This is a genomic window from Phyllobacterium sp. YR620 (genome assembly GCF_900104165.1).
Classification (GTDB): Bacteria; Pseudomonadota; Alphaproteobacteria; order Rhizobiales; family Rhizobiaceae; genus Phyllobacterium; species Phyllobacterium pellucidum.
On record NZ_FNJP01000008.1, the window covers coordinates 124,662 to 150,465 of the forward strand.

At 59.1% G+C, this 25,804-nt stretch carries 19 protein-coding genes; 8 read left to right on the top strand and 11 right to left on the bottom strand.

Annotated features, from left to right (window positions below; all coding sequences use genetic code 11):
- Positions 1-39 precede the first annotated feature (39 nt).
- Together BLR72_RS21450 and BLR72_RS21455 are read right to left on the bottom strand one after the other, a co-directional pair.
- Positions 40-3,186 carry an efflux RND transporter permease subunit gene (locus tag BLR72_RS21450; protein ID WP_091951847.1) on the bottom strand — a complete coding sequence of 1,049 codons (3,147 nt, stop codon included), beginning with the start codon at positions 3,184-3,186 and terminating at the stop codon, positions 40-42.
- Positions 3,183-4,328 carry an efflux RND transporter periplasmic adaptor subunit gene (locus BLR72_RS21455; RefSeq protein WP_036815042.1) on the bottom strand — a complete coding sequence of 382 codons (1,146 nt, stop codon included), beginning with the start codon at positions 4,326-4,328 and terminating at the stop codon, positions 3,183-3,185. Before BLR72_RS21455 ends, BLR72_RS21450 begins: the two co-directional genes overlap by 4 nt.
- A 228-nt stretch (positions 4,329-4,556) precedes the next feature.
- Here BLR72_RS21455 and BLR72_RS21460 point away from each other — a divergent pair, with 228 nt between their 5' ends.
- Positions 4,557-4,778, top strand: a complete 222-nt coding sequence (locus tag BLR72_RS21460) for a cysteine rich repeat-containing protein (protein ID WP_091951849.1) — start codon at positions 4,557-4,559, stop codon at positions 4,776-4,778.
- A gap of 23 nt (positions 4,779-4,801) precedes the next feature.
- Here the strand turns inward: BLR72_RS21460 and BLR72_RS21465 are convergent, their stop codons facing one another.
- Positions 4,802-5,080, bottom strand: a complete 279-nt coding sequence (locus BLR72_RS21465) for a HigA family addiction module antitoxin (protein ID WP_051615273.1) — start codon at positions 5,078-5,080, stop codon at positions 4,802-4,804.
- A gap of 277 nt (positions 5,081-5,357) precedes the next feature.
- Here BLR72_RS21465 and BLR72_RS21470 point away from each other — a divergent pair, with 277 nt between their 5' ends.
- Positions 5,358-6,017: a peroxiredoxin gene (locus tag BLR72_RS21470; protein WP_027232933.1), complete on the top strand. Its 660-nt coding sequence runs from the start codon at positions 5,358-5,360 to the stop codon at positions 6,015-6,017.
- Between the two features lie 60 nt (positions 6,018-6,077).
- Here BLR72_RS21470 and BLR72_RS21475 read toward each other — a convergent pair whose 3' ends face one another.
- The 4 genes from BLR72_RS21475 to BLR72_RS21490 all read right to left on the bottom strand — a co-directional run bounded on the left by BLR72_RS21475 (position 6,078) and on the right by BLR72_RS21490 (position 10,883).
- Positions 6,078-6,533, bottom strand: coding sequence for an RbsD/FucU family protein (locus BLR72_RS21475; RefSeq protein ID WP_027232934.1), 456 nt, complete (start codon positions 6,531-6,533; stop codon positions 6,078-6,080).
- Between the two features lie 42 nt (positions 6,534-6,575).
- Positions 6,576-8,960, bottom strand: coding sequence for an aldehyde dehydrogenase family protein (locus BLR72_RS21480; RefSeq protein ID WP_091951851.1), 2,385 nt, complete (start codon positions 8,958-8,960; stop codon positions 6,576-6,578).
- Positions 8,961-8,964: 4 nt separating this feature from the next.
- Positions 8,965-9,894, bottom strand: a complete 930-nt coding sequence (gene deoC, locus BLR72_RS21485) for a deoxyribose-phosphate aldolase (protein ID WP_244506796.1) — start codon at positions 9,892-9,894, stop codon at positions 8,965-8,967.
- A 254-nt stretch (positions 9,895-10,148) separates the two neighbouring features.
- Positions 10,149-10,883: a DeoR/GlpR family DNA-binding transcription regulator gene (locus BLR72_RS21490; protein WP_091951853.1), complete on the bottom strand. Its 735-nt coding sequence runs from the start codon at positions 10,881-10,883 to the stop codon at positions 10,149-10,151.
- Between the two features lie 467 nt (positions 10,884-11,350).
- On the opposite strand from BLR72_RS21490, the gene BLR72_RS21495 reads away from it, so the two are divergent.
- From BLR72_RS21495 to BLR72_RS21505, 3 genes are read left to right on the top strand one after another with little or no spacing between them, the layout of a single operon-like run.
- Positions 11,351-13,300, top strand: coding sequence for a PrkA family serine protein kinase (locus tag BLR72_RS21495; RefSeq protein ID WP_027232938.1), 1,950 nt, complete (start codon positions 11,351-11,353; stop codon positions 13,298-13,300).
- Positions 13,301-13,321: 21 nt separating this feature from the next.
- Positions 13,322-14,647: a YeaH/YhbH family protein gene (locus BLR72_RS21500; RefSeq protein ID WP_091951855.1), complete on the top strand. Its 1,326-nt coding sequence runs from the start codon at positions 13,322-13,324 to the stop codon at positions 14,645-14,647.
- A 12-nt stretch (positions 14,648-14,659) separates the two neighbouring features.
- Positions 14,660-16,210, top strand: coding sequence for a SpoVR family protein (locus BLR72_RS21505; RefSeq protein ID WP_091951857.1), 1,551 nt, complete (start codon positions 14,660-14,662; stop codon positions 16,208-16,210).
- Between the two features lie 4 nt (positions 16,211-16,214).
- On the opposite strand, the gene BLR72_RS21510 is transcribed toward BLR72_RS21505, so the two are convergent.
- The 4 genes from BLR72_RS21510 to BLR72_RS21525 form a co-directional block, all read right to left on the bottom strand.
- Positions 16,215-17,264 carry a Gfo/Idh/MocA family protein gene (locus BLR72_RS21510; protein ID WP_091951859.1) on the bottom strand — a complete coding sequence of 350 codons (1,050 nt, stop codon included), beginning with the start codon at positions 17,262-17,264 and terminating at the stop codon, positions 16,215-16,217.
- 33 nt (positions 17,265-17,297) lie between these two features.
- Complete coding sequence (locus tag BLR72_RS21515) at positions 17,298-18,080, bottom strand: ThuA domain-containing protein (RefSeq protein ID WP_091951861.1); 783 nt, start codon at positions 18,078-18,080, stop codon at positions 17,298-17,300.
- 168 nt (positions 18,081-18,248) lie between these two features.
- Complete coding sequence (locus BLR72_RS21520; RefSeq protein ID WP_091951863.1) at positions 18,249-19,265, bottom strand: amino acid ABC transporter substrate-binding protein; 1,017 nt, start codon at positions 19,263-19,265, stop codon at positions 18,249-18,251.
- A 130-nt stretch (positions 19,266-19,395) separates the two neighbouring features.
- Positions 19,396-22,449 (bottom strand): aminotransferase class III-fold pyridoxal phosphate-dependent enzyme, encoded by a 3,054-nt coding sequence (locus tag BLR72_RS21525; RefSeq protein ID WP_091951865.1) that lies wholly within the window; start codon positions 22,447-22,449, stop codon positions 19,396-19,398.
- Positions 22,450-22,571: 122 nt separating this feature from the next.
- Here BLR72_RS21525 and BLR72_RS21530 point away from each other — a divergent pair, with 122 nt between their 5' ends.
- From BLR72_RS21530 to adh, 3 genes are all read left to right on the top strand, one after another.
- Positions 22,572-23,024 (top strand): Lrp/AsnC family transcriptional regulator, encoded by a 453-nt coding sequence (locus BLR72_RS21530; protein WP_091951867.1) that lies wholly within the window; start codon positions 22,572-22,574, stop codon positions 23,022-23,024.
- Positions 23,025-23,103: 79 nt separating this feature from the next.
- Positions 23,104-24,072, top strand: coding sequence for a GAF domain-containing protein (locus BLR72_RS21535; protein WP_091951869.1), 969 nt, complete (start codon positions 23,104-23,106; stop codon positions 24,070-24,072).
- Positions 24,073-24,230: 158 nt separating this feature from the next.
- Complete coding sequence (gene adh / locus BLR72_RS21540; RefSeq protein WP_091951871.1) at positions 24,231-25,748, top strand: aldehyde dehydrogenase; 1,518 nt, start codon at positions 24,231-24,233, stop codon at positions 25,746-25,748.
- The last annotated feature ends 56 nt before the right edge of the window (positions 25,749-25,804 follow it).

Genomic DNA, 25,804 nt, shown 5'->3' on the forward strand with positions numbered 1-25,804 from the left:
TAAGTCAGATGTTTGGGCGATCGCGCCTTTCGTCCACTATTAGGCTTCGGCGATCGGGGCCTTGGCTGGCTGCTTGCGCGCTGAGCGCCACTCCTCGAAACGCTGCATAATGACGAAGAATGATGGCACGAACAGCACTGCTAGGCAGGTCGAAGCGATCATACCGCTGAACACGGTGATGCCGATCGATTTGCGCGCACTGGCGCCGGCACCCGTCGCCACGACGAGCGGCGCCACGCCGAGAATAAAGGCAAACGATGTCATGAGGATAGGCCGGAAGCGGGACCTCGCCGCTTCGATTGCGGATTCTGTAATCGACTTCCCTGAGGCCCGCAATTCCCGCGCCATTTCGACAATCAGGATGGCATTTTTAGCGGAAAGCGCGATGAGCAGGATCAAGCCGATTTGGACATAGAGATTGATGGGCGTGTTCGCGCCAAGCAGTACTCCAACCGGTCCGACCAGCGACATCGGGGCCGCGAGGAGGACAGAAACCGGCGCGATCCAGCTCTCATATTGGCCGGCCAGAACGAGATACACCAAAAGGAGGGCAAGCGCGAAGACCAGATACATCTGGTTGCCGACAATCTTTTCCTGGAATGAGAGTGCGGTCCAATCGAAACCGAAGCCCGGCGGCATGGTCTTCTCGGCAATCTGTTCCATAAGGTTCATTGCCTGTCCCGAGGAAAAATTGGCTTCGGGAACGCCCGTGATCGAGGCGGACGGATAAAGGTTATAGAGGCTGATCAGCGAAGGACCGACGCTTGGCGTAATGGTCAGGACAGTGCCGAGCGGGATCATGTCCCCATTCTTGTTGCGCACGGTGAGATTGTTGATGTCGTCGGGCGCCAGGCGGAACTGCGCATCACCCTGGACATAGATCTGGAAGACACGGCCGAATTTGTTGAACTGGTCGACATAGCTGGAGCCGAGATAGCTCGCGAGCGTATCGAACACCTGATCGGCGGTGAGGAGCAGCGTCTCCACCTTCTCGCGATTGATCTGGACATCGTATTGCGGCACGGTCGCCCGGAACGGCGCGCTTGCACGCTGGATGCCGGATTGCGCTTCCGCAGCAGCGACCATGGTATTCGTCACGCTCTGCAATTTAGCGAGATCGAAGCTCCCGTCACGGACTTCGACCTGCATCGTAAAGCCGCCCGCATTGCCGATGCCCTGGATCGGCGGCGGCGGCAGGACGATGATGCGGGCCTCGGAATTCGCGGCGAGGCTTGCATTCAGCTTTTGGTAGAGCGATCCAAGGTCTTCACCCTTCCCGCGCTGGCTCCAATCATTGAGCATGATGTAGGCAAGGCCGGCATTGGCGAGGGTGGAACTATTGTCGAGGGCTGACATGCCGGCAATGGTGATGACCTGCTTCACCCCTGGCGTTTCCTTGGCGACCTTCCCGACATCCTCCAGGACCTTTTGCGTCCGCCCCAGCGCCGCGCCATCAGGAAGCTGGACCGCTGCCAGCAGATAGCCCTGGTCCTCGATGGGCAGGAAGCTCGTCGAGGCGCGCGTCAGGCCGTAACCCGCCGCGCCGATGATCGCCAAGGCGATGATTGCCATGAGCCCGGCGCGGCTGACCATTGATCCGATCAGCCGGATATAGGCGTTTTCGACGCGCTGGTAGACGGCGTTGAAGCCGCGATAGAACACATTGCGCTTTTCCATTGGTACGGTCGGCCGCAGCCACAGGGCGCATTGGGTCGGCTTGAGGGTTACGGCATTGATCGCGCTGATCAACGCCGTCGCCGCGATAACCAGCGCGAACTGCGAGAAGATCTGTCCGGTGATGCCGGGCAGGAACGAAGCGGGCAGGAACACCGCCATCAGCACGAGGGTAATGCCGACGATCGGTCCGAACAGCAGGTCCATAGCACTGATCGCCGCATCGTGCCCGGACATGCCCTGCTCGATATTGTGGGCAGCGCCTTCGACAACCACGATGGCGTCATCGACCACAATCCCGATGGCAAGCACGATCGCGAACAGTGTCGACAGGTTGACGGAAAATCCCATGGCCGCCATCGCCGCGAAGGCGCCGATGATCGTGACCGGAACGGTCGTTGCCGGCACGAGCATGGCGCGCCAATCCTGCAGAAAGACGAGAATGACGATCAGCACCAGCAGCGCCGCCTCAAACAGCGTCTTGTAGACCTCGTTGATCGCCTGGCTGACGAATGTGGTGGTATCAAACGGTATCGAATAGGTGACGCCTTGCGGGAATTCGGCGGCGAGCGCCTTCATGCGATCGCTGACAAGCTTGGCGACATTCAGCGCGTTGGCGCCGGGTGACAGAAAGATTGCGAGGCCCGCGGCCTGCTTGCCGTCGAGCTTGAAGTACTGACCATAGGTCTGCGCACCGAGTTCGACGCGGCCGATATCGCGAACGCGGGTGAAGTCCCCATTGGTGCCGGTCTTGACGATGACGGCGCCGAACTGCTCGGGATCGCTGAGGCGGCTTTCAACATTGATCGTATATTGAAACGACTGGTCCGCCGGCACCGGCGGGATGCCGACCTGCCCTGCGGTCACCTGCGTGCTTTGCTGTTGCAGCGCCTGGATGACATCCTGGGCGGTCAGGCTGCGTGCCCGCATCTTGTTGGCGTCGAGCCAGATCCGCATCGAGTACTGGCCCGCACCGAAGACGCTGACATTGCCGACGCCGGGGACACGCGCGAGCTCGTCCTTCAGACGGATCGTGGCATAGTTGCTGAGATAGAGACTGTCGAAGCGATCGTCAGGCGACGTCAGGGTTACAATTTCAAGGATCGACGTCGATTTCTTCTGGACGTTTACACCCTGTACCTGCACCGACTGCGGCAGAGCGGCAAGCGCCGCCGAAACCCGGTTCTGCACAAGAACCTGCGCCGCATCGAGATCGGTGCCGATCGCAAAGGTGACCGTCAGCGTATAGCTGCCATCGGACGCGGAATAGGACTGCATGTAGAGCATGCCCTCGACGCCGTTGACCTGCTGTTCGATGGGCAGCGCCACCGTGTCGATCAGCGTACGGGCGCTCGCGCCGGGATAGCGGGTCGTCACTTGCACAGTTGGCGGCACGACGTTGGGATATTGCGCAATCGGCAGCCGGTAGAGCGACACGAACCCGATGACCACCATGAGAATGGCGATGACATTGGCAAGGACCGGGCGCTCGATGAAAAATTTGGAGATCATTGCGTCACGCCGTCAGCAGCAGTGGCGGTGAGTACAGTCATATGCGGTTCGATCTTCTGGCCGGGAATGGCCGTCAACAGGCCGGAGACAACGACGCGGTCATCGGCGGTGACGCCGGAACTGACGACACGCAACTCGCCGACAAGCTGGCCGAGCTGAACCGTGCGTTGTTCTACGATATCATCCTTGCCCGCAATGAGCACATAGCGCCCGCTTTGATCACTGCCGACGGCGCGGTCGGGCACGAGCAGCCTGTCCGGCTCCTCGAAAAGCGGCACGCGCACGCGCACGAAATAGCCTGGCAGCAATTGCCGATTTTCATTGTCAAACACACCGCGGACGGCAAGCTGGCCGGTATTCGCCGTTATTATCGGAGCGGCGTAGTCGAGGGCTCCGACGTGAGGGTAGCCTTTCTCGGTTTGCAGGCCGATCTCGACCGGTATCTTCTTCAGATCCTGCGTCGTCACTCCGCGCTTCTGCATTGTCGCGCGAACACGCAAGACCTCCTTTTCGCTGACGTTGAAGTCGACATAAATCGGGTTGAATTGCACGATGCTGGCGAGGGTCGATACATTATTGGGGCCAACAAGTTCGCCCACCGAAACGAGCCGCGCGGTGACGACACCATCGAAGGGCGCCTTGACCTGCGTATAGCTCAGATTGAGTTCGGCCTGCTGAATGCTGGCTGTCGCCTGCTGCTGGGCAGCAATATTGGCGTCACGGGCGGCTTCGGCTTTTTCGAGATCCTGCTGCGTGGCGAAGGTCTTGGCGACGAGGGCCTTTTGGCGCTCAAATTCTGCTTGCGATTGCTTCAGCGCCGCGTCGGCGGATGCCTTGGCAGCGTTCGCTTGATCGAGCGCCAGCTGGTAAGGCTCCGGTTCGATGACAAAAAGCACCGTCCCGGCCTTCACCGCATCGCCATCCCGGTAGTTGATCGATTGGATGAACCCCTGAACGCGGGCGACCAGAGCCGTCGAATTGATGGAGGCCGTGGTGCCGGTCGTTTCAAGATAGGGCGTCACATTTTGCTTGACCGGTAGGGCCACATCAACTTTTGGCGGCGGCGGCGGCTCGTAGGTGTTCTGTTCGCTGCAGGCGGCGAGTGCGAAAGCGCCGGTAAGCAAAGCAGCGGAGAGGACCATTCTCTTGCGGGGAATAGCTCTCAAAATGGCCGCAAATATTGAGTTTGGGTCTCCGCCCAGCTGTCTTTGCGGGCGATATGCATTGTCTTCGCGCCTGCCGGCACGCAACCCCAATAGACCTGCCATCAAACTCCCCGATTGACGTTGGTTGCAGGGAAATCCAGTCGGATGCTACGTTATTCCGCAATCGGAGGATAGATCTTCAGCGGCATATTTTGGGAGGTTGTCATGCGGTTGTTCTTTGGTTTACTTGCGATCGGCATTGGACTTTCCGGCGGCATGGCAGCGGCACAGACAGCTGCCGAGCGGGAAGCATGCATGCCGGACTATCAGAAATACTGTACCGGCGTAGCGCCCGGTGGCGGGCGCATTTTCGAGTGCCTGGCAAAGCAGTTGGACCAACTCTCGCCGGCCTGCAAGAAGGTTGTCGAGGCGCACGCCCCCAAATAAGCAATGATAAAGCGAGACCATCCTTATGCAGGGGTTTTCATAGTTTCCTGCTGGCGGTGCCACTTGGACTGCAAAAGGAACCAGAAGTCCGGCATGATGCCGAAGGAGCGTTCGATCCGAAGGGCGATGTCGTAGGTTATGGGATGCCGTCCCGCGATGATGGCATCGAGCGTGGTTGCGGGCAGGTCCGCTCGGTCGGCAAAGTCTTCCACGGACAGGCCGCGGGATTGGATGCACTCAAGGAGATGCTGGCCCGGGTGAATTGCCCAATGCGGCGTCCATCGATTTGCTGATGTGTTCATCTTGCTTGCCGATCTGTCTCGCATCGCTTGTGCCTCGAATCATAGTTGCGCCGCATGTCAGGCGAGTGAAAAAATCGTGGCGCGAAAGGGGCAGTTCGACTTCGCCGATCAATAACGCGTGACCCTACTTTGCCGGCCCCATACCAAAGATATTGGAGCCGGTGATTGTTCAGCGCCAATGGGCCGTGCTAGATTTCGCTCCAATCCAACGCCTGGCCACGCAGCGCCTGTAAGCAATCGCGTTGGTTTCAACCGTCATCGGACTGGGAGAACTACAATGGGCCTACGTATCAATGATACCGCACCGGATTTTACCGCTGACACGACGCAGGGCGAGATCCATTTTCATGACTGGATCAAGGACAGCTATGCCGTGCTGTTCAGCCATCCGAAAAATTTTACGCCGGTCTGCACCACCGAACTCGGTTACATGGCTGGCCTTGCTCCCGAATTTGCCAAGCGCAACGCCAAGATCATCGGCATTTCCGTCGATCCTGTCGAAAGCCACGCCAAGTGGAAGGCTGACATCAAGTCGGCGACGGGCCACGAGGTCGACTACCCGTTGATCGGCGATAAGGAGCTCAAGGTCGCGAAGCTCTACGACATGTTGCCGGCTGAAGCAGGCGATACATCCGAAGGCCGCACACCCGCAGACAATGCAACCGTGCGCTCGGTATTCGTGATCGGACCGGACAAGAAGATCAAACTCACGATTACCTATCCGATGACGACCGGCCGGAACTTCGACGAGATCCTGCGCGCGATCGACAGTATCCAGCTGACAGCCAAGCACAAGGTGGCGACGCCGGCGCAGTGGCAACAGGGAGAAGACGTGATCATCACGGCCGCCGTTTCGGACGAAGAGGCGAAGGAGCGCTTCGGTGAGTTCGAACGGGTTCTGCCCTACCTGCGCAAGACAAAGCAGCCGCAGGCTTAAAACCCTTCTGGGCAAAGAGCTCATCGCCGCCAGTGCCTTCGCGCCGGCGGCGATTGCTTGTTAGGCTGTCTCCGGTGGAATGACGCCCTTGGTGAGCATAAAGCACCCGTAGAACCGGGTCTCTCCAGTGGTAATCACGCAATAGGCCTTCTTTGCTTCCTCGTAGAACGCAAAGCGCTCGATGCCGTACATGGGCGAGGCCTTGCCTTCGGCCGCATCGACCTCAGCTTGCACTTCACGCTGTACCGGCGGCACTTCGCCCGGCGCGCCCATGACTTCCATGCGACCGACCGACGGCTGAATCGGCGTATCCAGCGGCATCACCGACAAAATCGCCTTTATCGCGCGAGCAGCGGAAACATTGTCGATCCGCAGGAGCTTGCCCAACGTCGTTTGCCGAGCGATGGCGTCGGAGGGAAAGTTTGTATCTGAAATCACCAGCGTGTCGGCGTGACCCATGGACCGCAACGCGTGGAGAACGTCCGCATTGAGCGCCGGGTCGATATTCTTGAGCATGAAATTCCTCCAGAGTTGCAGGGCCTTGATCTCTGACTATTCCTATTCGCCGTAAGGAATCCAGATATTCTTTACATCGACGGCGCGGCGCAGGAAAAGCGTGCCTTCGGCGGCGGCGCGGTCGTTCCAATCGGTGGCCTTGCCGTAATCGACGAAGGTCCGCTTAAGGTTGCCGACGGACAGTTTCTCGACAGTGGCGGATAGTTCATCGCTGCCAAACGCCCAAACAGCATCGACATCGTTGTGAGCTGCAAGGGTCTTGGCGAGTTCGATTGCCGATCCGGTCACTATGTTGATGACGCCCGCTGGCACATCCGACGTCTCGAGGATCGAGTAGAAATCAGTCGCGGCGAGCGGGTAGGCTTCACTCGGCACCGCAACCACGCGGTTGCCCATGGCGACAAGCGGCGCAACAAGGCTGACAAAACCGAGTAGCGGAGCTTCGGGCGGGCATACGGCACCAGCGACGCCCAACGGTTCCGGCATTGCCAAGGCCACACCCCGCAGGGGCGGAGCATGCACCGCGCCCTCGAACTTGTCCGCCCAGGCGCCATAGGTAAAGAGCCGTGCGATAGAGGCGTCCACCTCCGCCCTCGCCGCCGCTGCGGAAGACCCGGTCATGGCGGCAATCCGCGCGGCAAATTCGTCGGCACGTCCGGAAAGGTTTTCGGCGATGTAATAGAGGATCTGAGCGCGATTGTGCGTCGTCGCGCTCGACCAGGCGGAGGCCGCCTGCGCGGCAACAACGGCGTTGCGGATATCCTTGCGGTTGCCGTCGCCGACCTCTCCAATCACCTTGCCCTTAGGGGAGATCACGGCGCGCGAATAATTGCCGTCCGGCCGCGCCTGCTTGCCGCCGATGAAGAGCTTGGTCGTCCGGTCAATCGCCGGCGCGGAAAAATCCCCGACTACCGGCTTGAGCTCGGGCAGATTCGGTAGAACGCGCGCCTTGCGGCCGATCCACGCTTTGGGCTTTAAATATTCGTAGCAGCCTTCGCGCCCGCCCTCACGTCCAAAGCCGGATTCGCGCTTGCCGCCAAAGCCGACCGCGGCATCAAACAGGTTTGTCGCGTTGACCCAGACGACGCCGGCCGCAAGCTTGGCCGCGACGTTAAGCGCGAGGCCGATCGTCTCGCTCCACACGCTGGCGGAAAGACCATAGCGCGAATGATTGGCAAGTTGGACCGCTTCCTCGGGCGTGCGAAACGTCATGGACACGGCAACCGGCCCAAAAATCTCTTCCGTCGCGACGATCGAGGTGGGTTGCACGCCGCTCAGAAGCGTCGGCGGGTAGAAACTTCCGCCCTTTGGCATTTCGATCTGCGCCTGGTGCAGTTCTGCGCCTTCGGCAAGGCCCTTCTTTACCAGCGCCTCGATGCGGCTGAGTTGCACGGGCGCAACGATGGCGCCCATGTCGATCGACTTGTCGAGCGGGAGGCCGACCCGCAACGTCTGCATGCGGCGCTTCAGTCGATCATGGAAAAGCCTGGCGATGCCTTCCTGGACGAGGAGCCTCGATCCGGCGCAGCATACCTGACCCTGGTTGAACCAGATCGCATCGACGACACCTTCGACCGCGCCATCGATGTCGGCATCATCGAAGACGATGAAGGGTGACTTGCCGCCAAGTTCGAGGGTAAGCGATTTGCCGCTGCCCGCAGTGCGCTCGCGGATGACGCGGCCGACTTCCGTCGACCCTGTAAAGGCAATCTTGTCGATGTCGCCATGATCTACGATCAGCGCGCCGGTTTCACCCTCGCCGGTGACAATATTGAGAACGCCCGCTGGAAGGCCGGCCGCCGCTGCCAGTTCCGCGAAAAGCAAGGCGGTCAGCGAGGTAAATTCGGCAGGCTTAAGAACAACCGTGTTGCCGAGCGCCAGGGCGGGGGCAATCTTCCATGCGAGCATGAGAAAGGGAAAGTTCCAGGGAATGATCTGGCCGACGACGCCTACCGGAACGTGATCCGCAAATTCAGTGTCCTGGATCTGCGCCCATCCCGCATGATGATAAAAGTGGCGAGCGGCGAGCGGCACATCGATATCGCGCGTCTCGCGGATCGGCTTGCCGTTGTCTATGGCTTCGACCACTGCGATCAGGCGGGCGTGCCGCTGGATCGTCCTGGCAAGCGCATAGAGGTGGCGAGCACGAAGGTGACCGGGAAGCCTTGCCCAGGAAACTTGCGCCTTGCGGGCTGCGCTGACCGCCTTGTCGACATCCGCCTTGTCACCAACGGCGAGTTTGGCAAGGGTTTTTCCGGTGGCGGGCTCGAACGTATCAAACGTCTTCCCCGACGTAGAGGGCACGAAGGCGCCGTTGATGAAGTGGCCAAAACTCGACTTGTGGCGAGCCAGCCAATCGCGGGCTTCGGTATCGGCTTCGGGCGCGGGGCCGTAGGACATTTCGTCAAAATAGGTCGCGACAGTCATGGCATTATCCGATCGGATGTCTGTTGAGCGCGGAATAGGCGCCCGTAACGTAATGTTCCAATTGCCGCTCGATGTCGGCAAGAAGGCTTGATGCGCCGATGCGGAAGAGATCGGGCTCGAGCCACTCCCGGCCGAGTTCTTCCTTCATGAGGAACTGATAATTCAGCACGTCCTTTGCCGCAGAAATGCCGCCAGCCGGCTTGTAGCCTATCTTGAACCCCGTGCGCTCCTCATAGGCGCGGATCATGCGCAGCATCACCAGCGTAACAGCCAGCGTTGCGTTGACGCCTTCCTTGCCGGTCGATGTCTTGATGAAATCTGCACCGGCCATCATGCAGACGAGCGAGGCACGCGCCACATTGCGCAAGGTCTTGAGGTCCCCGGTGGCGAGGATCGCCTTTACGTGCGCATCGCCGCAGGCCCTGCGATAGTCCCGCATCTCCGCATAGAGTGCTGTCCAGTTGCCGGTGAGCACATGTTCGCGGGTGATGACGATATCGATCTCTTTTGCGCCGTCGGCAACCGACGCCTCGATCTCCTTCACCTTGAGATGGTGCGGACTGAGCCCAGCCGGAAAACCGGTCGAGACAGCCGCGACGGGAATGCCGGAATCCCCGAGGGCTTCCACCGCCGTCCCTACGAAGCGATGGTAGACACAGATGGCTCCGGTGGTGATCGACCGGCTGCCCATGCCCAAAGCGTCTAGAATATCCTGCCGTACCGGGTGCATCGCCTTGGCGCACATCCGTTTGACCCGTTCGGCCGTGTCGTCGCCGTTGAGCGTCGTCAGGTCGATACAGGTGACCGCCTTCAATAGCCATGCTGCCTGGGCGTCCTTCTTGACCGTACGCCTGCCGGGAAGGCTTGCGACACGGCGCTCGACAGCGGAAAGGTTGACCCGCGCGTCAAGCACCCAGGAAAGGTCGAGTTCCATGCCGGGATTGCGCGGCCAGCCATTCGTCCTGGCGTGGTCCACCAGCCTCGTTGGCAGGGAACCGGCTGCCACAACCCCGCTATCGCCTGATGCAGTGATAATCCGGGCTTTTTCCACGAGAAAACTTCCTCCAGCGAATGCGAGTCTAGCATAAGCGCTTCGCGCCGACAGACCAGAACATTCGCACCGGCCTTCGCCATCATTGTTAGAATAATATCAGTTTTTGTTATTTTTCCATCAAAATGGTCATGACGTCAAGGGGCTTTGGCCACATCGATCTCGCCTTCCTCGGTGATGATCGCCTGAAAGGCCGCCACCGGCGCAAACAGAACGGGCTTGACCTTGCCCATTTTGCTGCTGTCGGCGACAAGCAGGCTCATTTCAGCAAACTCGATCGCTTTTTGCTTGACCGGTGCTTCATGAAAGTGCGCGCAAGACGCGCCCCGGCTCATATCCAGTCCGGCAGCCGAAATGAACGCAGTATTGATGCCAAGCTTGGAGAGGGTTTCAAGGCCGGAATCGCCGGAAAACGACGCGGACGAAGCGTAATAAAGTCCGCCCAGCATCACCAGGCTGATATTCGGGCGCCGCGTCAGCCGCTCGGCGACGTTAAGCGCATAACAGATGGCGGTGATCCGGTAGTCGGCGGGAACATGGTCGATGAGGCTGAGCAGCGTCGTGCCGCAATCGATAAAGATCGTATCGTCGGGGCGAATATATCTGGCGGCATGAGCGCAGGCCTTCACCTTGGCGGCGGCATGGGTGTCCACCGCCTGCGACAAATCGTAAGGACTGTCGTTCCAGAAATCGCCAGCCGGAACGATATGGCCGCCAAGGTAGCCGAACTGGTCGGGATTTTCAGCAACGTCGCGGCGGACGGTCATTTCCGAAACGTTGAGCAGCAGGGCTGCATCCTTGAGACGCAGTACCCGCCGCGCCCTGAGCGCTCCCGAAAGATCTGCTATTCGCCGTGCCTTGCGGCTTACCATTGCGTTTCGTCCCCTCAACCCTTGTGACAACTGTTAAAAACATAACAGATCGCGTTCAAGGAGCAATGAACCGCAACGAAGCCGCATAACTATGTTGCTCGTGCAGAAAAGCGAAGGAGTTCTGCCGCCGTCATAATCGCTGGCTTATGGTACCACCGGCACAGCTTGACCGCCGTTGCTCCACTTTTCTGACATATTGACGCAGATTGTTTGTCGTTACCTATACAATTTGCCAGAGAGACTACTTACATCTTTGGTGAAGGACAGACGACGAAAGGTGATCCTCACCTCATTGCAGACACAACTATGTGCCTAAATTGCATCTACACAAGATAACAACAATTAGTGTCTTGCACAGTGGAGCGACTCACCTGACAGTGTAACGATACGGCATGCAATCCTCTGAGCGGAGGGGCGGCCCCTTCAGCTCAAGTTCCTTCGAACTTGCATGCGGCTGGAGGTTGGAAATGACAACGCAGGCATCTGACGTATTCAGTCTCTTCTCAGAGATCTACAGCAGCGAAAAGCAGGAAGAGATGAGCCTGCAAGAGTATCTGCTGGCCTGCCGCAACGATCCCAAAATGTTTGCCACCGCTTCCGAACGCATGGTCGATGCCATCGGCGAACCGACCCTGGTCGATACCAGTACCGACGAACGCCTCGGCCGCATCTATCTCAATCGCACCATCAAGATCTATCCGGCCTTTGCCGATTTCTACGGCATGGAAGACACGATCGAACGCATTGTCGGCTATTTCCGCTACGCCGCGCAAGGTCTGGAAGAACGTAAGCAGATACTTTATCTGCTCGGGCCTGTTGGAGGAGGTAAGTCTTCACTTGCCGAACGACTGAAGCAATTGATGGAGCGCCGCCCCATCTACACCCTCAAGGCCGGCAACCAGATAAGCCCCATCTTCGAATCGCCGCTCGGCCTGTTCCAGCCTGATCGCATGGCTGGCCTCCTCGAAGACAAATACGGCATTGCCCGCAGACGCCTCAACGGGCTGATCTCCCCCTGGGCGGCGAAACGGCTCGACGAATTTGCCGGTGACATCTCCAAGTTCAGTGTCGTCAAGCTTGCTCCGTCGCGGCTGCGCCAGATCGGCATCGCCAAGACCGAACCTGGCGACGAGAACAACCAGGACGTTTCATCGCTCGTCGGCAAGGTCGATATCCGCCAGCTCGAGAATTTCAGCCAGGCCGACCCCGACGCTTACTCCTACAGCGGCGGCCTTAACCGGACCACGCAGGGAATGCTTGAATTCGTCGAAATGTTCAAGGCGCCGATCAAGGTCCTGCACCCGCTGCTGACCGCGACACAGGAAGGCAACTACAACGGCACCGAGAATTTCGGCGCCTTCCCGTTCCAGGGGATCATTCTTGCCCACTCGAACGAATCCGAATGGCTCCAGTTCAAGAACAACAAGAACAACGAGGCCTTCCTCGACCGCATGTCTGTCGTGAAGGTGCCCTATTGCGTGCGGGTGACGGAAGAAAAGCAGATCTACGAAAAGCTGCTGCGTGAGAGCGAACTCGTCAACAATCCCTGCGCACCGGAAGTGCTGGAAATTCTCAGCCGCTTTACGGTTTCAACCCGGCTTGCGGAGCACGAAAATTCGCCGCTCTATACGAAGATGCGCGTCTATGACGGCGAGAACCTGCGTGAATCCGATCCTAAGGCGAAATCGGTGCAAGAGTACCGTGACGCCGCAGGCGTCGATGAAGGCATGAACGGCATCAGCACGCGCTTTGCCTTCAAGGTTCTCTCGGAAACTTTCAACTACGACACCAAGCAGGTTGCGGCTGACCCTGTCCACTTGATGTATGTGCTCGAACAGTCGGTCAAGCGCGAGCAGTTCCCGCAGGAGATCGAATCCAGCTACCTCGATTTCATCAAATCCGAACTCGCATCCCGTTATGCGGAGTTCATCGGCCACGAGATACAGAAGGCCTATCTCGAATCCTATAGCGAATACGGCCAGAACCTCTTCGACCGTTATATCGCCTACGCCGATGCATGGATCGAGGACCAGGACTACAAGGATCCCGATACCGGCCAGATTCTCAATCGAGGCATTCTCGACGGTGAGTTGTCGCAAATCGAAAAGCCGGCCGGCATTGCCAATCCCAAGGACTTCCGCAACGAGGTCGTGAAGTTCACCCTGCGTGCCAAGGCCAAAAATAATGGCCGCAACCCGTCTTGGACGAGCTACGAAAAGTTGCGCGAAGTCATCGAGAAGCGCATGTTTGGCCAGGTCGAGGATCTGCTGCCGGTCATCAGCTTCGGTTCGAAGAAGGATGGCGCCACCGAGAAGCAGCATACGGAGTTCGTCCAGCGCATGGTCGAGCGGGGTTATACGGAACGGCAGGTTCGTCGACTGGTGGATTGGTACATGCGCGTGAACAAGGCGGGGTGATCGCCGAAGAAAGGTGCTTGCATGCCGAGCTTCATCGATCGCCGCCTTAATCCCAAGGACAAGAGCCTGAGCAATCGCCAACGCTTTCTGCGCCGCGCGCGCGGAGAGCTGAAGCGCGTCGTCCATGAAAAGATAAAGTCGGGCAAGATCGTCGATGTGGATGCGGGCCACAGCGTTCCCTTTCCACTGGACGGCACCAGCGAGCCCAGCTTTCAGGCGGATCGAAGCAGCGGCAGGCGCGAACACGTACTGCCCGGCAACAAGGAATTTACCGCCGGTGACCGCCTCGCCAAACCCGGTCAGGGCGGCGGCACGGGTGCAGGCAAGGGTGCTGCATCCGAAGGCGACATGGAGGATGATTTCCAGTTCGTGCTGTCGCGCGAGGAGGTCCTCGATCTTTTCTTCGAAGACCTCGAACTTCCGGACATGATCAAGTCCAGTCTCAAGGAGGCCGTTACCTTTCGCTCGCGCCGTGCTGGTTTTACCATTGCCGGCGCCCCGACCAACATCAATGTCGGGCGAACCATGCGGAACAGTTTTGGCCGCCGCATCGCACTGCAGCGTCCCAAGCTTGCCCAGGTCGAAGCAATCGCCAGGGAAATCGAGGAACTCGAAGCAAAGCACCCGAAGCCCGGCAGCGCTTCCTTCGAGCGCCTTGCGAAAATGCGCAGCGAACTGGAACGTCTCGAGCGCCGGCGCAAAGTGGTTGGTTATATCGACCCTGTCGATATTCGTTTCAATCGCTTCGAGCCGCAGCCCTTGCCGAATGCAAGCGCCGTGATGTTCTGCCTCATGGATGTTTCAGGTTCCATGGGCGAGCGCGAGAAGGATCTTGCGAAGCGCTTCTTCGTACTTCTCCACCTGTTTTTGAAACGGCGTTACGAGCGCATCGACATCGTTTTCATCCGCCACACCCATCAGGCGCACGAAGTCGATGAAGAGACGTTCTTTCGCAGCACCCAAAGCGGCGGCACGGTCGTATCGACCGCGCTGGAGGAAATGCAGCGCATTATCCTTGAGCGCTATCCGAGCCAGGATTGGAACATATATGCCGCCCAGGCTTCGGACGGCGACAACCTCGCGGGCGATTCCGAACATTGCGTCAATCTGTTGAACAAAGAGATCATGAAGCTTTGCCAGTATTATGCCTATGTCGAGATTCTGGACGAACGCGAGAGCGCCATATTCCGCTCGACCGACAATGGTACCTCGCTGTGGCGTTCCTATCGACAGGTCGGGGAAAATTGGAGAAACTTCCAGATGACGCGAATAGCCAAGCCAGGCGACATCTACCCGGTGTTCCGCCAGCTCTTCGCCAAGCAACCATCTTCCGCCAAGAACGGCTGAGCGGGGTCATAGATGAGTAAGAGTGCGGGCGCTTCCGACCTTCTGTTCACCGGGTCCGACTGGACCTTCGATACTTTGTCCCGAACGTATGACGCGATCAAGGAGGTCGCCCTCGATGATCTCGGGCTCGACTGCTATCCCAATCAGCTCGAAATCATTTCCTCCGAACAGATGCTGGATGCCTATTCGTCCAACGGCATGCCGCTTATCTACCAGCATTGGTCTTTCGGCAAGCATTTCGTCTACGAGGAATACCTCTACCGCAAGGGCCGGCGCGGCCTCGCCTATGAGATCGTCATCAATTCCAATCCATGCATCGCCTATCTGATGGAAGAAAACACGATGGCCCTGCAGGCGTTGGTCATCGCCCATGCCTCCTTCGGCCACAACCATTTCTTCAAGAACAACTACCTCTTCCGGCAGTGGACCGACGCCAGCGCAATTCTTGACTATATGGAATTCGCCAAGGGCTATGTGTCTCGGTGCGAGGAACGATATGGTTTTGCGGCCGTCGAATCCATTCTCGACGCAGCGCATACCCTGATGGATCAGGCGGTTTTCCGTTACCGCCGCCCGCCCCGCATTTCCTCGGCCAAGGAACAGGCGCGCGTTCGCGAGCGCTTGGAATATGAGGAAAAGATTTTCAGCGATCTTTGGCGAACCTTGCCCCAGCCACGGCAAAGCGAGGACACGACCGAGGCCGAAATGGAGGCGCAGGAGCGCAAGAAAGCCCTCAACCTGCCGGAAGAGAACCTTCTCTATTTTCTCGAGAAGAACAGCCTGATCCTCGAACCATGGGAGCGCGAGATCCTGCGCATCGTCCGTGTCGTCGCCCAGTATTTCTATCCGCAGCGGCAGACCAAAGTGATGAATGAGGGCTGCGCAACGTTTGTCCACTACACGATCATGAACATGCTGTTCGACCGGGGAAAGATAAGCGAAGGCCACCTTCTGGAGATGCTTCATAGCCATTCCAATGTGGTGTTCCAGCCAGGGTTTGACGATCCGCGTTTTTCGGGACTCAACCCTTATGCGATCGGTTTCGCCATGATGCAGGATATCGAGCGCATCTGTACCAAACCGACGGCCGAGGACCGCGACTGGTTCCCCGAGTTTGCCGGCAATGGCGACTGGCGCGGCACCTTGCTCGATGCTTGGGCCAATCACCGGGATGAATCATTCCTGCTGCAATATTTGAGCCCTGCGCTCATCCGCAAGATGCGGCTTTTCGCTCTCGATGATGAATCGAAGGAAAAGCACTACCAGGTCGCGTCTATCCATAACGAACGGGGCTATGAAAAAATTCGCAGCTCCCTCGCCCGCAGCTATGACATCGGCATGAACCAGCCCAACATCCAGGTCGTCGATGTCGATCTGCTCGGTAATCGCCACCTGCGGCTGCAGCATACGGCTCGCGACGGCATTGTGCTCAGCGAAAGCACCCGGGATGCGACCTTGCGCCATGTCCGTCGCCTGTGGGGCTATGACGTCAGTCTGGTCGGCGTCGATGCCGAATTCGGCAACGTTCTCTACGAAACATCGACGGACAAGTTTTCCGGATAGCGATTCAGGTCGAGAGGCGGTGCTCGCGGCGGTCACTCTCGGTGACGTTTGCAAGGTCAATCGCCATTTGCAGCCTGGCCGCGTGGCGAAAAGACGGCTCGAGGGTCAGGCCGATGGCCACGGCCTCGACGAAGCGCTGATAGTTCGTCTGAACCGGATCGACATTGATCTCCCTCCACGTTGCGGTCTCAATATCGGCGTCAAGGCAAACAAGAAGCCTGGAACCGTCATGGCGATGAAGCACTTCGAGCGATCCCTTGTCGCCATAAACGCGCAGCCGCAGTTCATTCACATGACCTGTCGCCCAGCGGCTGGAATGCACCACGCCGAGGGCGCCGTTCTTGAAGCTCACGCTCATGGTGAAGCTGTCATTGGCATCGAGTTCATATTCGCCGATACGATTGCCCTCGGCTTTGTCGAATGCTTTTAGCCGGCAAAACACTTCGTCAATTTCGGTGTCCGTTGCATAAACAACGAAATCAAGGATGTGGACGCCGACGTCCCCCAGGGTGCCGTTGGAGCCATGGTTCTTGGAGAGGCGCCATAGCCACTGGCTTTCCGTGCGCCAGTCGCCCCATTGCTTCGAGACCAGCCAGCTTTGCAGATATGACGCCTCGACATGCTTGACCGTGCCGATCCGGCCACTCGTGACGAGTTTGCGCGCCGCCTGCAACTGGGCCACGTTGCGATAGGTCAGGTTGACCATGCCGACGAGATTGGCGGATTCGGCCTTCTCTGCCATCTCCATCGCATCCACGGAATTCGTGGCCAGCGGCTTTTCGCAGAAGACGTGCTTGCCGGCGGCGAGGCATTGCAGGGTCGTCGAATAATGCGCGCTGTCGGGCGTAACATTTGCAACGGCATCGAAGTTTCCCCAGGCAAGTGCGTCTGCCAGCGAGGTGAACGCCTTTTCGATACCGTATTTCGCGCGAAACGCCTCGGCGCGAGCGGGATCGACATCCACGGCGCCTGCAAGCGTCACCGTCCCGATCTCGGCGAAACTGCGCGCATGTGCATTAGCCATCTGGCCGGTACCCAAGATCAAAAGACGCATCGACCCACCTGCTCCTGATGCCAATCAGCGATATCAGCGAAAGCCTTCCTGGCCTTCGGCGTGAACGCTGCCGCCCCGCGCCTCGATCGGCTCGAGCGCCTTCTCGACCGGCACATTCGGCGCGGTTGTTATAGTGGGATACCGCTCAGGATTATAGGCCCAGTTCACGGCGTTACGCAGAACGAGACCAACCGTCTCGTGGTGATAGGTCGGATAAGTCTCATGACCCGGCCGGAAATAGAACACATTGCCCGCGCCCCTGCGATAGGTCAGACCCGAACGAAAGACCTCGCCGCCCTGGAACCACGATACGAACACCGTCTCGAGCGGTTCGGGCACGGAAAACGGTTCGCCATACATTTCCTCGTTCTCGATCTCGAAATAGGCAGGAAGCCCCCGCGCAATGGGATGACCCGGATTGACAACCCAGAGCCGCTCACGCTCGCCGGCCTCGCGCCAATTGAGGGCACAAGGCGAACCCATCAGGCGCTTGAAAATTTTCGAGAAATGGCCGGAGTGGAGAACGATCAGCCCCATGCCCTCCCATACGCGTTTTGCCACCCGTTCAACGATCTCATCGCCGACATCGCCATGGGCTTGGTGCCCCCACCAAACCAGCACGTCGGTTTCACCGAGCGCCCATTCGGTCAGACCATGCTCAGGCTCTTGCAAGGTCGTTGTCTTGACGGAAATCTCTTCGTCCGCGGCAAGAAGTTTTGCTATCTGTGTGTGCATGCCTTCGGGGTAAATCCCGGCAACGGTCTTATTCGTCTGTTCATGAACGTTTTCGCCCCAGACGAGTGTTCGGATAGCCATGTCTCTATTCCTGTTTCTCGGATACGATCGGGAGGGTACGCGCCCAGTATGACGCTCAGAAGGCGATGCCTTCAACCAGACCAATGATCAACGCATTGGTCTGGTTCCATATTCTTGAGAAACAGGATGCATGAAACCCCCTCCAATGAACGAAGGGGATTTCCGTTTTTAGCGGATCGGCGGGGCGTACATCAGGCCGCCGGCGTTCCACAGGGCGTTGATGCCGCGATCAATCTTGAGCGGGCTGCCCTTGCCGAGACTGCGCTCGAACATCTCGCCGTAATTACCGGTCGCAGCGACGATGTTATAAACCCACTTCTGGTCGAGACCCATGGATTCCCCGGTATTGCCTTCCGCACCAAGGAAGCGGCGCACTTCGGGATTGTCGGATTCCAACTGCGCCGCGATGTTATCCTTGGTGACGCCGAGTTCCTCCGCGTTGATCAGGGCAAACAAGGTCCACCGGACTATGCCGAACCAACGGTCGTCGCCCTGGCGGACGGCCGGTCCCAACGGCTCCTTGGAGATGATCTCCGGCAATACCAGCGATGAATCCGGATCGGTCAGGACAAGACGCTGCGCATAGAGCGCGGAGGCGTCTGTCGTATAGACGTCGCAGCGATCCGTATTGAATGCAGCAATCGTCTGATCGGCTTTTTCGAACGAGATGATGTCGTACTTGATGTTGTTCGCCTTGAAGAAATCTGCGGCGTTCATTTCGGTGGTTGTGCCGGTTTCGGTGCATAGCGTCGCGCCGGAGAGTTCCTTTGCGCTCTTTACGCCGACGGACTTCTTCACCATGAAGCCTTGGCCGTCATAATAGATCGTCCCGACGAAGCGCATGCCCATGCCGGTATCGCGCGACTGCGTCCACGTTGTCTGGCGCGACAGGAGATCGACTTCACCTGACTGAAGAGCCGCAAATCGCGCCTTCGTCGAAAGCGGAACATAGGTCACCTTGGTAGGATCGCCGAGGACGGCTGCCGCCACGGCCTTGCAGAAATCAACGTCGAAGCCCGTCCAGACGCCTTTGTCGTCGGCGTTGGAAAAGCCGAGCACGCCTTCGCTCACGCCGCAATTGAGCTTGCCACGCTCCTTGATCGTTGCGAGCGTATCTGCCGACGCTGGCGATGCCGCGAACGCTGCCGATGCCAGCAGCAGTGCAATAACGGATGTCAGTTTCATTGTGTTCTCCCTCGTTTTGGCAGGCAAAGCCTGTCCGTGCCGCCGGACACATGTCCGAAGACCCAATGGTTTCGATGTTAGAGATTTTACCGGCGTCGCCTGCTGGAGACTGTGCCGGGCCTTGCGCCTTTTATGCCTCGGCCATGACCGCTGCGAAGGTCTCCTCCATGACCTCGATCAGCAGATCCGCATTGGCGCGGCTGAAAATCATCGGGGGACGCAGTTTCAGCACGTTGTCGTGCGGTCCCTCGGTTCCCATCAACACGCCCCGCTCCCTTGCCCCGTTATTGATCGTGCGGGCAATCTCCGTGGCCGGTTGCTTGGTCTTGCGATTGGTAACAAGTTCGATGCCGAGGAACAGACCCTGGCCGCGAACGTCGCCGATCACTTCATAACGCGCCTGCATCGCCCTGAAACGCTCGAGCAGATAGTTGCCGATCGAGAGCGCGTTGCCGCGCAGATCGTCACGCTCGATCACGTCGAGCACGGCAAGCCCGACCGCGCAGGAAACGGGATTACCACCGAACGTATTGAAATATTCCATCCCGTTATTGAACGAGGCAGCCACCTCGCGGGTCGTCACCACGGCTGCCATCGGATGGCCGTTTCCGATCGGCTTGCCCATGGTGACGATGTCGGGCACGACGCCTTGCGTCTCGAAGGCCCACCAATGGCTCCCAACGCGCCCGAACCCGACCTGCACCTCATCCGCCGCGCAAATTCCGCCGGCGGCGCGCACCATGGCATAGACTTCCTTAAGGTAGCCTTCGGGCAGGAAGACCTGTCCCGCCACGCTCGGGATGGACTCGGCAAGGAAGACGCCCGGTCCCTTCCCGGCCTTGCGCATCGACGCGATCTGCTCGGCAACACTTTCGGCATACCGCTGCGCGATCTTATCCGCCGGCCAATCGGCTGGCGCGCGGTAGGTGTCAGGTATAGTCGCTTCATAGACGTGCGACTTCTGTCCCTTGCCGCCTTTTCGCTTATATTTGTAGGGGCTGAGATCGATAAGCTCCTGGGTCGTGCCGTGGTACGCCCAATCGAGCACGATCGCCTCCTCGCGGCCCGTATGGGCGCGCATCATCCGCAACATCAGGCTGTTCGCCTCGCTGCCGCTGCAGGCAAAGGTTGCAACGCACAAGTCACTGGGAAGGGTCGCTGTCAGTCGCTCGGCGTAATCGACGATGTTGTCGTGGAGATAGCGCGTGTTCGTATTCAGAATTCCGGCCTGTGTGCGCAATGCCTCCACGACATCGGGATGGGCATGGCCGAGATGGCAGACATTGTTGAAGCAGTCGAGATACGCCCTGCCGCGATCATCGATCAGCCAGGCGCCCTCCCCGCGGACAAATTTGATCGGCTCGGCATAGGAAATGGAAAGGTTGGGCAGAAGGATGGACTTGCGCTCGGCAACGATCTCGCTCCGGCTCCGCCCTGACTGCTCGAACGTCTCCGGCGGCAATCCCGCAAAGGCTGCGGCATTGGGGAAAAGCTCGGCCCAGACCGGGAGAAATGCCGGCTCGCCCACACCCAGTATCTCCATCGCCGCCAACTGCGTGTCGACCGACAGCTGGAGATGCAGGTGGGGCACCCAACCGCCATTTTCCGAAGGACCACCCATCTCCCCGATCAGGTCGCCGGCGGCGAGTTTTTCACCAGGGCGCAAACGACCGACTGCCTCATGCGCGAGGTGCCCCCAGAGCGTCGCGAATGGCGGACAGCCTTCCGGCCGGTGTTCTAGCTTAACCAGACAGCCATAACCGAGGGGGTCTTCTTCGATCATCACTTCGCTGACGATGGCGTCGATCGGGGTAAAGAGCTTCGTCCCGGCAGGCATGAAGAGATCGAGCCCGAGGTGCCGGGTGCGCCGTGTTCCTGCAATGAAGCGCGACTCGAACATCGTGCCGGTATAGACCGAGCGCTCCTCCCCCCAGGGACCGATGCCGAGCACAATCTTCTGGTCACCAGCATAGGCATCCCACCACTCGGTCGCCTTCTCGGGCTCCTTTCCAGCCGAAAGCATGGTCATCGGGTTTTGTGGATCGCCATATGGCACGATGCCCTTGGCGAGCCGCGCCGGATGCGTTGCAAGAATCGGCTGGAAGGACTTGTTGTTTTCCTCTATCCAACGGGCGATTGCTTTTGCGCCGGGGAATGCGTCGTAGCCGCAGGCCTGTCGCAGGATCGCGGTGGCAAGACCCGGGTTCATCCGGTCGAGCCGCCGCAGCAAGTTCCAGGCAGGTGCCTCGCTCACTTGCAGATACGGATTTTCGGCAGTCTTGTCGCTGCGCTGTGCCGACATGGTTACGCTGATGACGAGCCGCATTACAATCAGGTCGAAGAGCAGGTCGACTTCCTCCTCCAGAAGCGGGTACTGCGCGTTGAAACCTGCAACAATCAACCCGGCAGCTCCGATCGGGTCCTCGACTTCAAGAATGGAGTAGGCGCAGGCAACGGCGACCTCCGCAATCAGCACGCTGTGCAGTGCATCACCGAAATCGATGAGGCCGGCGATGCGAGTGGGGTCGGAGGCGTCGACCAGCACATTCCAGTCATTGGCATCATTGTGAATGACGGCAGCGCGCAAGGCAGGCAGGCGCGGGGCGACATCACGCTCGAAGCGATCGAGCCAGCGTTCCAGCAAGGCGCGATCGCCTGCGTCGTTGACATATTGCACTCGCTGCCGCGACAACCCCGCCGCCCGAATATCCCAATCGAAAGTTCGCAGCGCGCCGGTGTGGATGAAGCCCTGCATTGCCCGGTCCAACTCGCCGAGAACTTTGCCGAGATTGCCAAGCGTTGCGGGCGTTCGCTCCATTGTCGCGAGTGGTTCGCCGATCTGCCAGGACACCATGCGAACGGCGTGATGCTCGCCGCTCGGCCCTTCGACGCTTGCGAGCGCAAGGCCGGTCAAGGTGCGGCGCAGCCGGGGCATGGCAAGTTCGCAGGCGTGCTTCTCAAGGTGCTCAAGCAATGCCGTTTGAAAATCGCTCTGGTCACGCGGCTCGCTGGCGTTGACGATTTTCAGGATGAAGGAATGACCCTCGTTCGCATCGATCCTGAAATTCTGGTCCCGCTCGCTGGCAAGCGGGCTGATCCGGCCTTCGATACCGAAGTGCTCACGAGCGATTGTGAGAGCTTCCGCGTCCGAGAACGACGGTGCCGGATGAGACAGATCAATCATGCGCAGGCTCCATTTTCTTCAAGCTTGGCATGGGCCAAAAAATGGGGCATCCGTTAATCCGCCGGTTTGATCGTCGTTTTGACGGCCCTGACCGGCATTTGGTCGGCGAGGATGAAAGTGCAATGAAAGAGCTTGATGACAAGGACCGCGCGATCCTCAGCATTCTTTCGCGCGATGCCAAAATTCCCATCAAGACTCTCGCCGGCGAGATCGGTCTTTCGCGCAGCGCGACGAGCGAAAGGATACTCTTTCTCGAAAAGTCAGGTGTCATTCGCGGCTATCGCGCCGATATCGGCCAGCTGAACGAAGGGCTGATTTGCGCCTTTCTACTCATCAGCCTGGTTCGCACGCCCTCGCTCGGCGTCCTCGACCGCCTTGCCGCCTATCCCGAAGTTCGGCGTGTCTCGTCAGTCAGCGGCCAACTTGACCTGATCGTCGAAATCGAAGTGCCATCGATCAATCACCTCAACACAATTCGCGACAGGGTCGCGACGATGGATCAGGTCGACGATGTAACGACGTCGATCATCCTGCGGCGCGACATCGACCGAGGCGACGCCAGCCTAACACTTTAGCTGTTGCCGACTTGACGGCGGACTGCCGCGACCTATGCTGCTATGGATCGGCGGATCGCCAGCACTCTGGGAGGAGAGCATGGGAAGACTGCATGAGGGCTTGCACGCGGAACACATCCAAACGGCGCTTGCCGGCGATGCTGCGGCGCAGTCAGCACTTGTCGCATCGTGGGGACGGTCCATGCGCCTCTATGGGCTCAACCCGGAGGAACATACGCCACCGAACGTTTTGACCGACCGCGAACTATCGGAAGCGCGTGAGCGGCTCGGTTCGTTGATCGACACGGCGTCCGGAACCCTCGACCGGCTCTATACTGCCGTCGGCGGTGCCGGTTGTTGCGTTCTCCTCGCCGACAAGGAGGGCGTGCCTGTCGATCGTCGTGGCTATGCTGGTGACGATACGACGTTCTACAAGATCGGCCTTTGGACGGGAGCCGTGTGGAGCGAAGAAAGCGAAGGCACGAACGGGATTGGAACCGCCATCGCCGAGCAACGATCGATGACCATCCACCGCGACCAGCATTTTCGCAGCCGCAACACCGCCCTTTCCTGCACTGTCGCGCCCATCTTCGACCATCGCGGTCGCTTGATGGCCGTGATCGATGTCTCGTCGGCGCGGTCCGATCTCACGGAAGACTTTGTCAAGCTTATTGCCATGGCGGTCGTCGATGCGGCGCGCCGGGTCGAGGCCGAGAATTTCCGTCTTGCTTTTCCCAAGGCGCGCATCGTCATGGCCGGCGACAATATTGCCGGCGATCGCGTCGTCAATGCGCTGATTGCCGTCGACCAGGACGATCTCGTCATCGGCGCGTCACGGTCCGCACGCCACGTCTTCGGCTTAACCGATGAAAGCCTCAGCGGTCCGCTGCCGGCCGCCAATCTCCTTGGCCAGGAGATCGATCCCGAACGCGGTTTCGCCTCGGCCGAGCGCAGCGTCATCCGCCGCGCCCTAAGCAATGCAGGGGGTAATGTTTCCCTTGCGGCCGGAATGCTTGGGATGAGCCGCGCCACGCTGCATCGGAAGCTTAAGCGCCTCGGACTCAATTAGCGCGGGCAATTGTCTCAGATCTGCGACACTCGCGCTGTCATGTTGCTGGCACCCGGCTGACAGGCCGGGCTTTCTCGCTGATGCTCCAACCCTGCCGCACGAGGCGGTATTTAACGCGCGAGTTCGTCAAAACCGGCTCGCGTCAGGGAGGAAATCACATGAACAAGGTAGAGTTCAACCGCACAGTCAAACCCAAATTCAAGTCGCGATACGGCAACTTCATCGGCGGTAAATTCGTCGAGCCGAGGTCCGGCAAATATTTCGAAAACACCTCGCCGGTGAACGGCCAGGTAATTTGCGAAATCGCCCGCTCCGATGCCAGCGATGTCGAAGCAGCACTCGATGCAGCGCATGCCGCCAAGGAGGCCTGGGGTCGTACCAGCGCGGCCGAGCGCAGCGTCATCCTCAACAAGATCGCCCAGGTGATGGAAGACAACCTCGACATCCTGGCCGAAGCCGAAACCTGGGACAACGGCAAGCCCATTCGCGAAACGACCGCGGCCGACCTGCCACTGGCGATCGACCATCTGCGCTATTTCGCCGGCGCCATCCGCGCCCAGGAGGGTGGCATTTCCGAGATCGACCACGACACGGTCGCCTATCATTTCCACGAACCCCTTGGCGTCGTTGGCCAGATCATTCCGTGGAACTTCCCGCTTCTCATGGCGATCTGGAAGCTTGCTCCCGCGCTCGCTGCCGGCAATTGCGTCGTGCTGAAGCCTGCCGAACAGACACCCGCATCGATCCTCGTTTTCGCTGAGCTGGTTGGCGACCTTCTGCCGCCAGGCGTTCTCAATATCGTCAACGGCTTCGGCCTTGAGGCCGGCAAGCCCCTCGCCTCCAGCCCGCGCATCGCCAAGATCGCATTTACCGGCGAGACGACGACTGGCCGCCTCATCATGCAATATGCCAGCCAGAACCTCATTCCCGTCACACTCGAACTCGGCGGCAAATCACCCAACATCTTCTTCAAGGATGTCACGGCCGAGGATGACGATTTCTTCGACAAGGCGATCGAAGGTTTCGTCATGTTCGCGCTCAATCAGGGCGAGGTTTGCACATGCCCGAGCCGCGCCCTCGTTCATGAAGCAATCTATGACAAGTTCATGGAGCGTGCGTTGAAGCGCGTTGAGGCTATCGTCCAGGGCGACCCGCTCGATCCAGCGACCATGATCGGCGCGCAGGCCTCCAGCGAACAACTCGAGAAGATCCTCTCGTACATGGACATCGGCAGGCAGGAAGGCGCCGAGGTCCTAATCGGTGGCGGCCGCAACGAACTTCCAGGCGATCTTGCGGGCGGCTACTATGTCAAGCCGACGGTGTTCAAGGGTCACAACCGCATGCGCATCTTCCAGGAAGAGATCTTCGGTCCAGTGGTATCCGTGACCACCTTCAAGGATAATGACGAGGCCTTGTCGATTGCCAACGACACGCTCTACGGCCTCGGCGCTGGGATCTGGAGCCGCGACGCCAATACCTGCTATCGCTTTGGCCGCGCCATCCAGGCCGGACGCGTGTGGACCAATTGTTACCACGCCTATCCGGCGCATGCCGCGTTCGGCGGGTACAAGCAGTCCGGCATCGGCCGGGAAAATCATCTGAAGATGCTTGACCACTACCAGCAGACGAAGAACATGCTTGTGAGCTATAGTCCAAAGAAACTCGGCTTCTTCTGACCGGTTGGATCATTGATGGCGCTGGAAGGCCGGCGCCATCAATTTCACTTGGAGGC

What these genes read in the sequence shown, in the direction of transcription:
- BLR72_RS21500 (WP_091951855.1), top strand. Translation starts at nt 13,322, where the DNA reads ATGCCGAGCTTCATCGATCGCCGCCTTAATCCCAAGGACAAGAGCCTG.
- BLR72_RS21470 (WP_027232933.1), top strand. Translation starts at nt 5,358, where the DNA reads ATGGGCCTACGTATCAATGATACCGCACCGGATTTTACCGCTGACACG.
- BLR72_RS21495 (WP_027232938.1), top strand. Translation starts at nt 11,351, where the DNA reads ATGACAACGCAGGCATCTGACGTATTCAGTCTCTTCTCAGAGATCTAC.
- BLR72_RS21465 (WP_051615273.1), bottom strand. Translation starts at nt 5,080, where the DNA reads ATGAACACATCAGCAAATCGATGGACGCCGCATTGGGCAATTCACCCG.
- BLR72_RS21530 (WP_091951867.1), top strand. Translation starts at nt 22,572, where the DNA reads ATGAAAGAGCTTGATGACAAGGACCGCGCGATCCTCAGCATTCTTTCG.
- BLR72_RS21450 (WP_091951847.1), bottom strand. Translation starts at nt 3,186, where the DNA reads ATGATCTCCAAATTTTTCATCGAGCGCCCGGTCCTTGCCAATGTCATC.
- BLR72_RS21455 (WP_036815042.1), bottom strand. Translation starts at nt 4,328, where the DNA reads ATGGTCCTCTCCGCTGCTTTGCTTACCGGCGCTTTCGCACTCGCCGCC.
- BLR72_RS21460 (WP_091951849.1), top strand. Translation starts at nt 4,557, where the DNA reads ATGCGGTTGTTCTTTGGTTTACTTGCGATCGGCATTGGACTTTCCGGC.
- BLR72_RS21505 (WP_091951857.1), top strand. Translation starts at nt 14,660, where the DNA reads ATGAGTAAGAGTGCGGGCGCTTCCGACCTTCTGTTCACCGGGTCCGAC.
- deoC (WP_244506796.1), bottom strand. Translation starts at nt 9,894, where the DNA reads ATGGAACTCGACCTTTCCTGGGTGCTTGACGCGCGGGTCAACCTTTCC.
- adh (WP_091951871.1), top strand. Translation starts at nt 24,231, where the DNA reads ATGAACAAGGTAGAGTTCAACCGCACAGTCAAACCCAAATTCAAGTCG.
- BLR72_RS21535 (WP_091951869.1), top strand. Translation starts at nt 23,104, where the DNA reads ATGGGAAGACTGCATGAGGGCTTGCACGCGGAACACATCCAAACGGCG.
- BLR72_RS21510 (WP_091951859.1), bottom strand. Translation starts at nt 17,264, where the DNA reads ATGCGTCTTTTGATCTTGGGTACCGGCCAGATGGCTAATGCACATGCG.
- BLR72_RS21525 (WP_091951865.1), bottom strand. Translation starts at nt 22,449, where the DNA reads ATGATTGATCTGTCTCATCCGGCACCGTCGTTCTCGGACGCGGAAGCT.
- BLR72_RS21515 (WP_091951861.1), bottom strand. Translation starts at nt 18,080, where the DNA reads ATGGCTATCCGAACACTCGTCTGGGGCGAAAACGTTCATGAACAGACG.
- BLR72_RS21490 (WP_091951853.1), bottom strand. Translation starts at nt 10,883, where the DNA reads ATGGTAAGCCGCAAGGCACGGCGAATAGCAGATCTTTCGGGAGCGCTC.
- BLR72_RS21480 (WP_091951851.1), bottom strand. Translation starts at nt 8,960, where the DNA reads ATGACTGTCGCGACCTATTTTGACGAAATGTCCTACGGCCCCGCGCCC.
- BLR72_RS21520 (WP_091951863.1), bottom strand. Translation starts at nt 19,265, where the DNA reads ATGAAACTGACATCCGTTATTGCACTGCTGCTGGCATCGGCAGCGTTC.
- BLR72_RS21475 (WP_027232934.1), bottom strand. Translation starts at nt 6,533, where the DNA reads ATGCTCAAGAATATCGACCCGGCGCTCAATGCGGACGTTCTCCACGCG.